Consider the following 14936-nt stretch of genomic DNA (forward strand, 5'->3'; position numbering starts at 1 on the left):
GGCTATGGCCTCACCATTTATCAGGGGAAGCGCGGCTACAAGAAAATGCCCCACCTCTCGGCTGAGATTGATATCATCCATACCATCGTCACTCGTCTAGACTTACGTCGTATCCATACGCTAGTAGAAAGTATCGATCCGCAAGCATTCATGGTAGAATACAACGTGAACGATACCAAGGGCGGAGTAATCAAGAAGAAGTTAGAGTAGTTTACCTAGCAAGCCATTGTAATGCAATTCAAATTTGATTGGTTGATCTAACAGAACAGTAAGTCTGTAGTTGAATAGTTACTTTTTCAACCATTAACCGATTATTTTTTATGAAAGCATTAGTATATCACAAACCTAAGCACGTAAGTGTTGATACAATTCCCGATCCGATTATTCAAGATTCTCGCGATGCGATTATCCGGGTTACGGCTACGGCTATCTGCGGCTCAGACTTACACATTTACAACGGACTTATTCCCGATAAACAAAAATTTGTGATTGGCCACGAGTTTATGGGAGTAGTGGAAGAAACCGGCACCGACGTAAGCAATATTAAACGAGGCGACCGGGTAGTGGTTCCTTTTCCGATTAGCTGCGGACAGTGCTACTTCTGCCAACAGCAGCACCTGCATACCCAATGTGAAAACTCTAACCCGGAGTTTTACGGACCCGAAGGCGATATCACCAAGGGCAAAGGAGGCGGATTATTCGGATACACCAGTTTGTACGGTGGCTACGACGGCGGTCAGGCCGAGTACGTACGGGTGCCCTACGCCGACTTTGGCCCCCGCAAAGTACCCGACTCGCTTACCGACGACCAAGTACTATTCTTAACTGATATTTTCCCGACCGGCTATTCCAGTATCGACTGGGCCAATCTGCAAGGGGGCGAAACGGTGGTAGTCTTCGGCTGTGGCCCGGTAGGAATTATGGCGCAAAAATCGGCGTGGCTGAAGGGAGCCGAGCGCGTTATTGGAGTAGATATTCAACCCTACCGCCTGGAGAAAGCCCGGCGAGCAGCGAATGTAGAAACCATCAATGCTGCCGAACAAGACGTAGCCGAAGTGGTCCGTAGTATGACCGAAGGCCGCGGGGCCGATGTCTGCGTAGACGCAGTAGGCATGGAAGCTGATCGAGACATCTTAGATAAAGCGTTAGGTACGCTGGGGGGGCAAGCCGGTACCGCCGAAGTGCTGGAGAACGCCTTCAATACGGTGCGCCGGGGTGGTACGGTCACCGTAGTGGGAGTATACGCTTCCAACTACAACCAGTTTCCCTTCGGAAAAATCTTCGACAAAGCCATTACGCTAAAGGCCGGACAAGCCCCAGTTCAACGCTACATTGACCAACTGCTGGAACACGTCAAAAACGGAGATGTTGTCCTAGATGATATTATCACCCATCGGCTACCTCTCTCGGAAGCCGAACATGGCTACAAAATCTTCAATGAGAAGAAAGATGATTGCTTAAAGGTGGTACTACAACCGTAAAAGGTTTTTCACTAATAGTTACGGCACACCAGGAGTTTTCTTGGTGTGCTTTTTTTATTACCTATTTTGACTGCTGAGCACTCATTAGCTTTGTATCAAAGTCGATTACAATGGGGCTTTCTCCCATCATTGTTACCAATAGCTGATTAGAAAACAGTCGTAACTACCGGGGTGGGGTGGGAACAATGACTGTTTGGCGGTCGTAAGATAAGGCGGCCACGATACCCAATCCGCCCCGTACGTTGGTCGTAATCTCTCCTGAGACCGCAAAGGGGTTAAAGTTAGCTGCTTCGGCACTGCTAGCCGAGGATAAGAACCGGTAGTGCATTGGCTCAAGATGATATACGGTGCCAACAATGGTATCACCTTCTACAAAATCGTATCCCGATCCGAATACAATGTTGTTATTTTCATTGGCAAAGTTATCGTCTAAGGTAGTTGACAATACGCTGGGCGCGTAGGCTTGCCCTTCGTTCAATACCAACAAATAGTAATTAGTCTGGGCCGGATGGTCGGCAAAGGTCGTCAGGCAAAAGGCCTCATTTTCTTCGTTGAAGGTAGGTTCCAAGCTGGCAATAGGTACCACCGGCATAAACTGGGTAGTAGCCTCAATTTTCCGGCCCTTTGAATCGGTGGCCACCAGCGTGAAGTCGCCCTGCGGTTGATCGGGCAACGGTCGGGTACTGCCGTAGTTGTACACTTGACCCGTATTTGGGTCTGAGAAAATGCCATTAACCAGCGTGTCGGTTTTTCCGGAGTAGGAGAGAAGTACGGTTGCATCCGATACTAAAGAAAAAGCGGTTGATGCATCAAAGAACGAAGTGCTTTCTGACAAAATAAGCCGAGGAGGACTTCCAGCTTCTAGGTAACATTCCACTACCAGTTGACTTTCGTAAGCGGGCAGAACAACATCAGCTTCTTGGGTGCAGGCAGCTAGAAGAATCACGCTAAGAATTGTCAATAGTATATTTTTCATACGGATTAAAATCTAAAGTTGTACGTGATAGAGGGCAAAATGGGAAACAGGGTGGTAGACTCCGCCGTAAATCCGGTAGGTACATTCTCGGCGTTGCGCTGCGTCTGGAAGCTAAGTAGGTACGGGTTAAGACGGTTATACGCATTGTATATTCCAAACGTGATGTCCGCCTCTCCGCGTCGTGGGCGCAGTTTATAGACCAGCGAAAGGTCAAGCCGATGGTAAGCCGGCATCCGGTAATTGTTACGGGCCGGATAGTCAGATACCACAATAAAGGGACGCTCGTCGGCATCAGTAGCCCCGGGAATACCCGTCTGAGCGAAACGCCCACCGGGTACCGACACCGCGTTACCAGTATTATACACCCAAGTGAGGGCCAACTGAACGCGCTTATTAATATCGTAGGAGGTTACCACCGATATATCGTGCCGCCGGTCGTAGCGTGGATAGAATCGCTGCCCATTGTTAATCTCATCAAACTGCCGCCAGGTGTAAGACCAGGTATACCCGATCCAGCCCCGTAACCGACCGCTGGTTTTTTCCAAGTAAAATTCGTTGCCGTAGGCCTGTCCCTCACCAAAAACGAACTCATCCTCTAGGTTGGCATTGACAAACAACTGAGCCCCTGGCTTATAATCCACCACCCTATTTAGCCACTTGTAGTACAGTTCATTAGTAAACATAAATTGGTTGCCCAGCTTCCAACTGATCCCAGCACTAATCTGATCGGAATATTCGGGCTTAATGATCTCGGTGGAGGGGTACCAGATATCGGTAGGTAGAGAAGCCCCCGAGCTTACTACCAAGTGCCGATACTGGTTCATCCGGCTGTAGTTAGCTTTGAATGACAGATTTTCGGTTGCCAAAAAGCGAGTGCTCAGTCGGGGCTCGAGGCCTACGTAGCGAGCCTGATCACTGGCAAAGCCACTCAGCCGAAGTCCAGCGTTCACTTTTAGCAGACCAAAGTCAAACTCGTCGTCAATATACGCTCCGCCCTCGTACGCGGTTAGGTCTTCGCCTCTATCTAGGCCTTCGTCGGCCTGGCTACTGGCTATACTAAAGCGGGAGATGTTGAACCGGCTCTGCATAACGTCCCAGCCTACTTTTAAGGTGTGGCGGGAAAAAGCGAACTGATACTGATTTTGTATTCCGTAGTCCCGAATTCCCGACTGAATATTGAAAGCGAAACGGTCAAAGGTTGAGTTAATCGCGTAATTATAATCAGCTAAAATCAGGTTAAACTTGGTTGTAAGGCGATCAGAAAAGCGGTGGTTTAGTCGCAGGCTGGCTGCGGTGTTGCCCCAGGAGAAGTCAGTTTTGAAAGCACCCGGGTCAATTTGAAAGCGATCGCGGCCAGCGTACACTGAGGCCGATAGATCGGTTCGGTCCGAAATGAGGTAGTCTACGCGACCATTCAGGTCGTAGAAGTAGTACGATGGTATTGGGTTCTGGCTTGTATCGCCCTCATTAGCGTTGTTAATCAAGTTAGTGAACACATCAGCGTACGTGCGTCGGGCAGCAACCCGGTACGATAGCTTGTTCTTCACAATAGGCCCGGATACATTTACGCGAGAAGCGAGCAACCCGATTCCTCCGCCAGCTTGAAACGCAGTGTCAGTGGCGGGCAGGGTGCTTACGTCAATGACCGAAGATAAACGTCCGCTGTATTCCGCCGGAAAACCCGCTTTGTACAGGGTAGCGCCCTTGACCGCATCAATATTGAATGTGCTAAAAAAACCGAATAAGTGGCTAGGGTTATACACCGGAGCACCATCGAGCAAAAAAAGGTTCTGGTCGGTGCCGCCGCCCCGAACGCTGATACCACTGGTACCTTCCCCCGCGGTCTTGATTCCCGGTTTTAGTTGAAATACTTTTATCACATCTACCTCTCCGAAGAGGGCGGGAAGCAACTTAGCTGTCTGTTGACTGATTCTTTCCACGCCCATCTGTACGGCAGCTACCTGCTGCCGACTGCTCACTTCGGATATCACCACTTCGTTTAGTACTTGAGTATGAGGGGCCAATCTCACTACCAGTTCTTCGGTAGCACTATTCACCGCGATTGTTCGGGTACGGTACCCTTGAAAGCTAATCTGTAGTGTGTTGCTGTTCGCCTTCGGAGTGATTGTAAATCGGCCATTTGCATCGGTACTGGTCCCTTGCGTGTGATAGAGTACCGTAGCTCCTTCCAACGGCTGCCGGGTGGCGGAGTCCAACACGTAGCCAGCGATAGATTGACCGGGGGCCTGCGCTGATGCGACCTGCGTGCACAGGAGTAAAGGGATAATCAGTAAAAAGATAACGAGACAAATTTGCTTCATCGTTGGATGGTATAGGTTTAACTTCATCGGAAGCAAAAGTCATCATTTCTTACAGGGCACACTTGTATAATCCAGTGAACGGACAGAAAAATGGGGTAAAGAGTAGAAATGAACTGGTGAAAGGGCTATCGGTTGTGTTAGTACAGACCAACACTAAGGTAGCAATAGTATGGAAGCGCGATGTCGTACGCAGTCGCCGGGCCCCAAGTGACTACTATCTACGTAGATCGCTGAATAGCTAATAGCTTTCGGCCACTTTGGTTATTTAACCTCCGATTAGAATGGAACGTATAGTGTATACAATGACATCTACCATTCCTACTTTTCACCATCCGACTAACTTTGCTGCCTTTTACGGCTTCAGTTTGCAGCCATCAGCCGTCGAGTTCACTGTACAACGGATAGAGCACTGCTTACCGGACACTTCTATCCGATTGCCCCTCTATCGGACTAGTTACTTCACTATTTTTTTATTCGAGCAGGTGGAAGGTAATTATTCAATTGATCACTTGACATACTCAGTGCAAAACTACTCGCTTTGTATCACTTCACCCGGGCGTCTAAAGTCCTGCGAAGTTGCCTACCCTTGCCGCGGATATATGATCACGATTAGTGAACTGTTCTTTAAGAAGTATCTGTCGGCCTACCCTGATCTTTCTTATTTAATTACGGAAGCAGTTCCGGTAATTCATCTATCGGCCCTTTTGTTTGCTGAGTTTGCAGCAATAAGTCAGCAGATGCTACTGGAGAACCTTAGAGGGCTTTTTCATGAGGAAGTTATTAGTGGTCTGCTGATTGCATTTCTGTACAAAGCCAAAAGAAGTGGGCTACATGAATATCAGGATAGCCCCCCGTTGCCAAAGAGCACGGTAGATACATTTAGACAAATGATGGAACAGCATTGGATAGAGCTAACCGAAGGAAAGAGGGAACAAATGCCCCGCACCCGAGATTATGCCGAATGGCTGCACCTGCATCCTAAGTATTTCAGTCGCCTGATACGCGCCCAAACAGGAGACACTCCTCGTGCGTTGATTCGTCAAAAGCAGATCCACCAAGCTCAATCGCTACTGGTCCGAACAACACTCACTGTGAAAGAGATTGCTTATCAGTTAGGGTTCTCCGAACCTGGTCACTTCTATCGGGTTTTTCGCAAGCATACCGGATACACTCCGGTCCAATATCGTCAGCAATCACAGTAGGTGTACCTTTGTCCATACTATTGTTCCTTTTGGCCAGTCTTCTCCACTGTTTGTTTCCCTAGCTTTGTAAGCAATACAAACAATACCATATTATGTTATCCAACGAACGTACGTTACAGCAGTGGCTGACCTTCAGTGGCTGGTTCAATATTTTAGCCGCTTTCCCGCTGATGATGCCAGGATTGGCTGACCTATATTTGACACAACTCAGTCGGCTAAACACTGCCTTAGGCTGGGGAGGGGCTATTTATGAGGTGCCGAACCTTCCGGTGCACGCACTCCTAATTAATACGGCAGGGGCTGATTTGGTTTTGGTAGGGTTGGTTGTGCTGTATGCCGCTCGTCAACCTCTTGCAAGGAAAGGTATCATAGTACTTAATGCTATCTTCCGATCTCTATTTATCGTCGTGGTACTTTACTACGTATTTTCTTTCGATCTGATGCGACTTTTCGTACTATTCGCCTTGGCTGATGTGATTATTGTTGCTGGATTCGCCTACGGATTATACCAGTTATCAGCAAACGCGCCGCCAAAGCTAAATCAACTATAGGAAACGGATACCTTTGCCTGGCACTATAATGAAGTTACCCTAACTCTAAAGCGATCAAAGAGTATTAACTACTCTCCCGCAACTACCCCCGGTTGCGGTAGCTCCTCAATACCGGCTTCTTTCTTCGCTTGATCAACAATGTCTTTTACATCGGATAGCAGGGCTTTGGCATCGTAGATGATACCATCCTTAATCGTATACTTTATTCCTCCTGCCCGAGTAACTTCGTTATCTTCGGTGAGCTTAATCGCTCCGGTACCGTACAGTACCTTCAGGTTAGCCAACGGGTTTTCTTCTACCAAAATCATATCGGCTAGCTTGCCTACCTCAATAGAACCAATCTCCTGTTCCATGCCCAGCGCTTCGGCTCCCTTCAGGGTAGCGGCCCGGATGACCTCGAGCGGATGGAAGCCGGCTTCGCGCAGCAGTTCCAGTTCGCGGATGTAGGCAAAGCCGTAGAGCTGATAAATAAAGCCCGAATCAGAACCCGCCGTTACCCGACCGCCCTTGTTTTTGTATTCATTGACAAACTGCATCCAGCGGAGGTAGTTCTGCTTCCAGTTCACTTCCTCCTCAGTACCCCAGTCGTGCCAGTGGGAACCATGCGAGACCCGACTAGGCTCATAGAATTTCCACAAAGAGGGCAGGGTGTAATCGGTGTGCCACTCGGCAGTGCGGGCCCGCATCAGGTCGCGGTTGGCTTCGTAAATATTAAAGGTAGGGTCTAGGGTAAAATCCAGTTGAATTAGCTCATCCATCACTTCGTTCCAGCGGTCAGAGCCGGGTTCCGCTGCCTGTAGCCACAGTCGCCCCGCCTCACCGAAGCGGTGCTGCTCGTTCTGATAGTTGTAATCCAGTGGATAATCCTGAATGGTGCGTTCGGTAAACAGCGCTTCGGGTAAGCCGTACCAGTGCTCCATACTGGTTAGGCCCATTCGGGCAGTATTCAGCACATTGAGCCAAGCCACGTTCAGTTGAGCGTGGTGGCAGGCCGAGCGTAGGTTGAACTTCTTCGCTTCATCCAGGGCGGCTTCCATAATATCGGGTCGGGCACCGAAAAACTTTATACCATCCGCTCCTTGCTCGGCAATACTTTGTACCCAGGTGCGAGCTTCTACTGGGCTATTCACTCCGTTCTCTAGTCCTTGTCCAAAGAACGTGTACGCTTGAATGCGTGGAGCCGTAATAGTGTTACTGGCACTTTTCTCCCGCTGGTCCAGTGTCCACTCCAACCCGTTACCACTACCTGGGTCGCGCACCGTGGTGATGCCATGGGCCATCCAGAGTTTAAATACATATTCAGCGGGAGTGCCTTGGCCTTTTCCACCAATATGTCCGTGCATATCTACCAAACCCGGGAGCAGGTACATACCCGTAGCATCAATTTCTTTTCCCCCTTCTTTTAAAGTTGGGCGTCCTTCGGTTTTAATAGGAACCCCGGGGTAGCCAACCGTTTTAATAGCCGAAATACGATTGTTTTCTACCACTACATCCACTGGACCAATGGGGGGCGATCCGGCACCATTGATTAAAGTAGCCCCGCGAATAATTAATTGAGGAAATGGACCTTCGCCTTCGTTCCGCTCGGGTGCGCGGGGAATAGCATCATCGGTTTGGGCTAAGGTAGATAGAGAAGTGCAAAAGAAAACAACGAAGGTGAGGTAGTAATTCATAAAAGATATGTGGTCAAGTACTCAAAATTAATGAATACCGGAACATTATAACATCTGAACACTCAAGTATTTTACGGAAAAGAGGTCAATACAAAAAGCTACCCCCTTAACAGAAGTAGCTTCTTAAAATCTAAAAGAAGAGATTACTAGACTAAAGGCTAGCTAATGATTTTTCAAGATCATCAATAAGCTTTTGCGATACTTGGCGAGGCTTATCCTTCTTAGCTTCTTTAAGCAGGTCAACCGCCTTGGTACCAAATTCCTTTAGTCCATCCGCTTTTTTGTCGTAGTTGTAGCTACCTACGCACCAGTCCAGTTTTTCTTTAATCTCGGTGTACTTGCTATCGTCCATTTTCTCGAACTTAGCGGCTGCTTCTTGGCAGCTTTTAGCAAGTTTCTCAGCAGCCACCTCAGGGGAAGTAGCTTTGCCGTTAGATTTTGCTTTGGAAGCTGCCTTCTTAGGAGCTGCTTTTGTGGTTTTGGCAGCAGCTGCCTTCGTGGTTTTAGCTGCTGTAGTCTTTGTAGTCTTGGCCATAACTCAATAGTTTTAGTTACAGAATAAAAGGAAAAATTAGTGTATAAATTTATAAGAAAAGATAGTACGTGGGGTTAGCACGATGGTTTAATATATCTAATTGAAATTCAGGCGAATTGTTTGGAAGGGCAATAGAGATGAAATTATTTCACAAAGGTAACGTAGGAATTTTGGTATGTGCAACTGCGCAGAGCAATTTATACACTTTTTTTATTTATCGTAGTCGTTTTTCTTAAAACTCTAACCATAAGCTATATTACGGCTTGTATTTATTAATTTGATTACAAATAGATGAAACAGGCATTTTCGTAGTAATATTGTAAATATGCTATTGATACTAAAAAAATTAGGCTGTTATTATCAAAATTGCTTCATTGCGCTTTAGAATAGTATTGCTTTTTAATTATTGCGTAGCATGACTCCTACTACAACTACTACCTTAGAAAAACCCCAATTAAGCTTTTGGCAGATCTGGAACATGAACTTTGGCTTTTTGGGTATACAGTTTGGCTTTGCGTTACAAAATGCCAATACCAGCCGTATTTTTGAAACGCTTGGAGCCAGCGTTGACGATATCCCAATTCTGTGGATTGCTGCTCCTACAACTGGCCTACTGGTACAGCCTATTGTAGGTTATTTTAGCGATAAAACTTGGCACCCAAAACTAGGTCGCCGTCGCCCATTTTTTTTGGTAGGAGCCATACTCGCTAGCATTGCACTGATCATCATGCCTAACTCCCCATTGCTATGGATTGCCGCGGGAACTCTGTGGATTATGGATGCGTCCATTAATATCTCGATGGAGCCCTTCCGGGCGTTGGTAGCTGATATGTTACCCTCTTCTCAGCGCACGATGGGCTTTGCGGTACAGACGTTCTTTATTGGTGTGGGAGCAGTGATTGCTTCCGCCTTGCCCTATATATTAACTAACTGGTTTGACGTAGCCAATACGGCTCCCGAAGGGCAGATTCCTAACTCGGTGAAGTGGTCGTTCTACTTAGGTGGGTTTGCGTTTTTCACCGCAGTGCTCTGGTCGGTACTACGAACGAGGGAATACCCGCCGGAAGAATTTCGTCGCTACAATGGGGAGGAAGGTACTGAACTAGTGGATGAAGGAATCGGGCAAATCTTCACTGATTTTGTGAAGATGCCTAAGACGATGAAGCAGTTGGCCGTCGTGCAGTTCTTCACCTGGTTTGCCCTGTTTTGTTTGTGGCTTTACACTACTTCGGCGGTGACCAGCCACGTATACGGCACCACTGATGCTACGTCCGAACTTTACAACGAAGGTGCGAACTGGGTAGGGATTTGCTTTGCTGTCTACAATGGCTTTTCGGCAGTATTAGCTTTCCTGCTCCCCCGAATGGCCAAAAGTCTGGGGCGGAAGAGAGTTCACTTAATTGGGCTTTGTATTGGGGGGCTGAGCTTTATTTCTATCTACTTCATTCAAGACCCGAACTTATTATTAGTGTCTATGCTAGGAGTGGGGTTTGCCTGGGCAAGTATTCTGACCATGCCCTACGCCATTTTGGCCGGGTCACTGCCTCCTTCTAAAATGGGCATCTACATGGGGATCTTCAATTTTTTTATTGTCATTCCTCAGATTATCGCCTCCGGTACACTAGGCTACATTTCCCGAACCTTCTTCGATAACCAGGCAATCTACGTGCTGATGCTGGGGGGAGTTGCGATGATCATAGCTGGCTTGTTAGTAACTTTGGTGGATGACGTTGATGATGAAGTGGTAGAGGCTTGATTACTCTAATCGTCACCAAGTATTATTTTGATCTTAACGAGTTGGAAGCTGGAAATCCAAATATCGTTTTGGAGTCAATAAATATTAAGCCTTACACTTCCGACTTCCGCTTCCTACTATATTAAACATTATTCTGATTTTTTTCAATGGTAAACAGTTGACTATCAGATCTGTAAAAAATCAGAATATCCTTTATTAGAATAAGTTTTCTTTACGCCTCGCTAAAAACCTGCCCTATGCCAAAGAATACTACCGACGAAAACGTACTCTTAACTAAAATTAAGAGTAAACGCCAGGAGCTTTCCAATTATCTTCGTAAAACCAAACCACAAAATACTAGGCTGATAAACTCTTCTATTATTGCCGGAGCACTGGCCGCTGCAATAACAGCGGGGCCGGGGGTTGGTGGTGAAGGCTTCATTAGTTCAGCCAAAAGTATGGTATCATTCGGAGTACCGATCTGGCAGGCTCTTTGTTTGGCAGCATCTGCTCTGTCAGTAACAGCGGTGATTGCTAACGGTATGCTAAAGTCAAATGGCTTGGCCGCTAAGATTTCCAAAACTCAGCTATGCGATGCTAAGCTGGAAGGGCTTGAAACTATGCTCGAGTTGCGGCAAATAGATACAAAACAAGCACTTCAGCTTTATACGCAACAACTCACCGAGATCTCGCATATTTAGCACTAGTTGAAAATGGATAACCTGCCTTTGCCGGAAGGTGGATAATTGAAAAGTTAATTATCCGTACCATAGCCTCCCCCTCCGGGTGTTTGGATAACAAACTGATCGCCCGCTTGCATCTCGGCTTCTCCTACATTCATCAGTATTTTTTCTGTACCGTCTTTCCGAATAATCCATTGCCGCCCAGCTTTACCGGGCTGACCACCGGCCATACCGTAGGGAGCAACGTTACGATGTTGAGTAAGTACCGTGAGCGATATCGGAGCTAAAAAGGTGAACTTACGAATAATACCATTTCCCCCCGACCATTTTCCAGCTCCCCCCGACTGCGGACGAATAGAAAATTCATCCAGGCGTATCGGATAGCGGAATTCCAGCACTTCGGGATCAGTGATACGCGTGTTTGTCATGTGCTGATGTACTGCATCCGTTCCTTTGAATCCTGAACCGGCTCCGCTTCCGCCACCAATGGTTTCGTAGTAACCAAACTGCTCGTTACCAAACAAAACGTTGTTCATCGTTCCTTGACTACAAGCTGCCATGCCAAACGCTTTTAGTAGTGTGTCTACCAATCGCTGGCTGGTTTCGGTGTTACCGCCCACTACCGCTGGGCACTGTAGCGGACTATCTGCGAAAGTTGGGTTTAAAATAGAATCTTCCGGCAGTACGATTTTGATAGATTCAAGTAGTCCCTCGTTTAACGGTAAGTCTTCATCCAAAAGTAAGCGAAGCACATACATCACGGTACTGTAAACAATGGCAGGCGTAGCGTTAAAATTATTGGGATGAGTAGGAGCACTTCCGGTAAAGTCAACCGTTAGATAGTTTCCCTGCTCAGCCGTAACTCGCACCTTCAATTGGCTACCATCATCTAGAAATTCAGTGGCAGAATATGAAGTCTGTTTCAATTCTTTCAGGCAACTCGCCATACGATGAGCGGTACGAGACTCAATCTTTTGCATGTAGTGCGAAACTGCATCCGCGCCGTGCTGCTGGGCTAGTTGTTGTAAGGCTTCCATTCCCCAGCGGACGCTGGCTAAACCACCGTTGAGGTCGGCTAAATTTTCTTCAACGTTGCGGGTTGGGAACTTACCAGTAGTAAATAATTGGCGAATTGTTTCCCACTGAGGCTCACCTTGGCGTACCAGATAAGTAGGCGAAATGACCACTCCTTCTTCCGCCAAAGTAGTGGCCTGCGTAGGCATAGAACCAGGACGGGAACCACCAATTTCAGCGTGATGCGCCCGATTCGCTAGGTAACCAATGAGTTGCTTCTCAAAAAAAACCGGACTGATGAGGGTAACATCGGGCAAATGCGAACCACCGTAACCAGGATGATTAGTGATGATAACATCCCCTTCCTCCATTGAAATACTCTCCCGAACAGATCGCACACATATTCCCAAACTACCCAAGTGAACTGGGATATGGGGGGCGTTAACAATCAATCGCGCATTAGCACTCAGTAAAGCGCAGGAAAAATCTAAGCGTTCTTTTACGTTTACTGAAAAAGAAGTTCGCTCTAGCAAGGCTCCCATGCCCGAAGCAATACTGGTGAAGCGGTTGGTAAATAACGCTAGTTGCACTGCTTCGGGGGCTTCCGTGTGAAGCGGGTCAGTTTTTTCCTCTGAGAAAAGCAGAGCATTGCCGAACCCATCGAGCTGAAACTGCCAATTGGGTTCTACCCATAGTGTGGTGGTATTACTAAGAACCAAAGCCGGGCCGAAGATAGAGGCTCCTGCTTGAAGCTGATCCCAATCGTAGACCGGTGCAGAAATCCAACCATCTAGAGTGTAGGCTGATTGAGTTGCGGTGGCAGCGGGAGTATACCTTTCTTCTGCCGTGGGCAAAGGAATAGTAGGCGGAGCGGTAGAAACTACTACTTTGATAGATTCTAACTCTACGGTACGATTGGCGAGCCAGTGACCGAATAGAGCTTCGTAGCGTTGGCGATAACTATCAATTACTTCGTCGGAGCGTGTGAAGTCTATGTCTAGCGTGCTTTCTTGTCCCTCAAATCGCAAGAATAGCTTAACCAAGCGCGTTTGTAGATTTTCACTGGTGTAACCTTCCTGCTGGCAAAGTTCAGTGGCTTCCTGGCGAAGTTGTTCAATCCAGTTTTCCAAATCATCCTGAACTTCAACGAAAGGTTGGAGCACTTGGCGAGTAGCAAACCGCTCCAGTACGGCTTGCCCCATGCCGTAGGCACTGAGTAATCCGGCATCCTGCGGAATAATAATAGTTCTAATATTTAGCAATGAAGCAATTTCGCAAGCGTGTTGTCCGCCCGCTCCGCCAAATCCCAGTAGGGAATATTCGGTAGGATCAAATCCTTTCTTAACTGAAATACTACGGACCGCCTCTGTCATCTTTTCATTAGCGATCCGTAGAAAACCTAGCAGCAGTTCTTCATCGGAAACTTTGGGTGATTGGGATAGAACTTCCTTTACCTTAGCTAGCACCTGCTGAGCAGCATTCCGATTAATAGGAATTCCAAATTTATCCGCTCGCAACCTTCCCAGCAGTAGGTTTACATCGGTAATAGTAAGCGGGCCACCTTGTCCGTAGCAGGCTGGGCCCGGGTGAGCCCCAGCACTCTCGGGACCTACAGCGAGCGCATCACTTTTGTATTGACAGATAGAGCCACCTCCGGCTGCCACGGTTTCAATGGCTAAAGCCGGAGAGGTGATTTCAGCCTCGCCTACTTTAGTTAAATACTGATAGTCGTACTCCCTATCGTATCGGGATACGTCGGTACTGGTACCACCCATATCTAGCGAAAGTAACCGCCGAAACTTGGGATGCTGAGACTGAACCTGCTTGAGCACCGCTGCCGATCCTACCACGCCGCCAGCGGGACCACTAAGCAGGCTATCTTTAGGTTGATAAAGATTAGCATCGGCCAATCCTCCGGCACTACTCATCACTTTCAAGCTTCCGTCAGGAATATGCGCTCGAATGCGAGTCAAATATTGGTGAATAATAGGAGCAAGGTACGCGTTGACAACGGCAGTAGCTGCGCGGGGTAATATTTTCTGAGATGAAGAAAGCTCAGAAGAAATTGAAACGTGGGAAAAATTCTGATTAGCTAGTGACTTAGCTATCTGCTGCTCATGTACCGAATTGCGATAACTGTGCAGCAGCGCAATGGCTACTGACTCGGGTTGGGTTGAAATAAGTTGCTGAAGTACGTTATCTACCTCATCATTATTTAGGGAAATTACGGTATTGCCTTGAGCATCCAATCGCTCATCTACTTCAATAACGTGGGTGTAGTAAGGTGCTGGTTTTTGAATGTTTAATGAGAAAATATGTGGACGTTGCTGGGTGCCGATGGCGAGTAAATCCTTGAAGCCTCGGGTAACGAGCAGTGTTGTTTTAGCCCCTTTTCGCTCTAGCAATGCGTTAGTGCCTCGGGTGGTGCCTAATCGCATCTCCATCGGAGGGAGCGATTGATGGAGTGGGGTAGTCGTGGCTAAACGAGCTGCCAGCACCGGCGCTTCTTCAAAAGCGGTTAGCGCAAAATCTCTTCCAGCTTCTTTTTCCGGTAAGGGTTCTTCTAACGTTATAGAACTATTGGCTGGGTCGAATTTTTTCACCAGAAGGTTTGGTGAGTCTGGGAGTTGAAAAGTATAACCATTAAGTAAATCAGCGTTGTTAATGTGCCATTTTTGTTGGATTTTCCACTGGGTAGGACTGATAGCTTCTAGTAGTTTTCCACGTAGAGTACTATCACTCAGCACTTTAACTCGGTGTAATAC

General features: G+C 47.4%; 11 protein-coding genes. 6 read left to right on the top strand and 5 right to left on the bottom strand.

Going from position 1 to position 14936, the window contains the following annotated elements; translation table 11 throughout:
* The coding region (locus WBA23_RS19965) for a DUF2179 domain-containing protein (RefSeq protein WP_424584044.1) at positions 1–210 on the top strand (210 nt) is incomplete at its 5' end.
* Between the two features lie 110 nt (positions 211–320).
* Positions 321–1481, top strand: coding sequence for a zinc-dependent alcohol dehydrogenase (locus WBA23_RS19970; protein ID WP_424584045.1), 1161 nt, complete (start codon positions 321–323; stop codon positions 1479–1481).
* A gap of 163 nt (positions 1482–1644) precedes the next feature.
* Here the strand turns inward: WBA23_RS19970 and WBA23_RS19975 are convergent, their stop codons facing one another.
* Together WBA23_RS19975 and WBA23_RS19980 are read right to left on the bottom strand one after the other, a co-directional pair.
* Complete coding sequence (locus WBA23_RS19975) at positions 1645–2457, bottom strand: DUF4249 domain-containing protein (RefSeq protein ID WP_424584046.1); 813 nt, start codon at positions 2455–2457, stop codon at positions 1645–1647.
* Between the two features lie 5 nt (positions 2458–2462).
* On the bottom strand, positions 2463–4778 hold the full coding sequence (locus tag WBA23_RS19980; RefSeq protein ID WP_424584047.1) for a TonB-dependent receptor: 2316 nt from the start codon (positions 4776–4778) through the stop codon (positions 2463–2465).
* Between the two features lie 281 nt (positions 4779–5059).
* Here WBA23_RS19980 and WBA23_RS19985 point away from each other — a divergent pair, with 281 nt between their 5' ends.
* On the top strand, positions 5060–5980 hold the full coding sequence (locus tag WBA23_RS19985; RefSeq protein ID WP_424584048.1) for a helix-turn-helix domain-containing protein: 921 nt from the start codon (positions 5060–5062) through the stop codon (positions 5978–5980).
* Positions 5981–6072: 92 nt separating this feature from the next.
* Positions 6073–6531 (top strand): hypothetical protein, encoded by a 459-nt coding sequence (locus WBA23_RS19990; RefSeq protein ID WP_424584049.1) that lies wholly within the window; start codon positions 6073–6075, stop codon positions 6529–6531.
* 68 nt (positions 6532–6599) lie between these two features.
* Here WBA23_RS19990 and WBA23_RS19995 read toward each other — a convergent pair whose 3' ends face one another.
* Both WBA23_RS19995 and WBA23_RS20000 read right to left on the bottom strand, forming a co-directional pair.
* Complete coding sequence (locus tag WBA23_RS19995; protein ID WP_424584050.1) at positions 6600–8204, bottom strand: amidohydrolase family protein; 1605 nt, start codon at positions 8202–8204, stop codon at positions 6600–6602.
* Between the two features lie 151 nt (positions 8205–8355).
* Positions 8356–8739, bottom strand: coding sequence for a hypothetical protein (locus WBA23_RS20000; RefSeq protein ID WP_424584051.1), 384 nt, complete (start codon positions 8737–8739; stop codon positions 8356–8358).
* A 415-nt stretch (positions 8740–9154) separates the two neighbouring features.
* Here WBA23_RS20000 and WBA23_RS20005 point away from each other — a divergent pair, with 415 nt between their 5' ends.
* Positions 9155–10495, top strand: coding sequence for an MFS transporter (locus WBA23_RS20005; RefSeq protein WP_424584052.1), 1341 nt, complete (start codon positions 9155–9157; stop codon positions 10493–10495).
* Between the two features lie 236 nt (positions 10496–10731).
* On the top strand, positions 10732–11175 hold the full coding sequence (locus tag WBA23_RS20010; RefSeq protein ID WP_424584053.1) for a hypothetical protein: 444 nt from the start codon (positions 10732–10734) through the stop codon (positions 11173–11175).
* Between the two features lie 53 nt (positions 11176–11228).
* Here WBA23_RS20010 and WBA23_RS20015 read toward each other — a convergent pair.
* The coding region (locus WBA23_RS20015) for a hydantoinase B/oxoprolinase family protein (protein WP_424584054.1) at positions 11229–14936 on the bottom strand (3708 nt) is incomplete at its 5' end.

This window comes from Tunicatimonas sp., assembly GCF_049647865.1.
Classification (GTDB): Bacteria; Bacteroidota; Bacteroidia; order Cytophagales; family Cyclobacteriaceae; genus Tunicatimonas.

Coding starts and splice junctions, on each gene's coding strand:
- WBA23_RS19970 (WP_424584045.1), top strand. CDS start 321: ATGAAAGCATTAGTATATCACAAACCTAAGCACGTAAGTGTTGATACA.
- WBA23_RS19975 (WP_424584046.1), bottom strand. CDS start 2,457: ATGAAAAATATACTATTGACAATTCTTAGCGTGATTCTTCTAGCTGCC.
- WBA23_RS19980 (WP_424584047.1), bottom strand. CDS start 4,778: ATGAAGCAAATTTGTCTCGTTATCTTTTTACTGATTATCCCTTTACTC.
- WBA23_RS19985 (WP_424584048.1), top strand. CDS start 5,060: ATGGAACGTATAGTGTATACAATGACATCTACCATTCCTACTTTTCAC.
- WBA23_RS19990 (WP_424584049.1), top strand. CDS start 6,073: ATGTTATCCAACGAACGTACGTTACAGCAGTGGCTGACCTTCAGTGGC.
- WBA23_RS19995 (WP_424584050.1), bottom strand. CDS start 8,204: ATGAATTACTACCTCACCTTCGTTGTTTTCTTTTGCACTTCTCTATCT.
- WBA23_RS20000 (WP_424584051.1), bottom strand. CDS start 8,739: ATGGCCAAGACTACAAAGACTACAGCAGCTAAAACCACGAAGGCAGCT.
- WBA23_RS20005 (WP_424584052.1), top strand. CDS start 9,155: ATGACTCCTACTACAACTACTACCTTAGAAAAACCCCAATTAAGCTTT.
- WBA23_RS20010 (WP_424584053.1), top strand. CDS start 10,732: ATGCCAAAGAATACTACCGACGAAAACGTACTCTTAACTAAAATTAAG.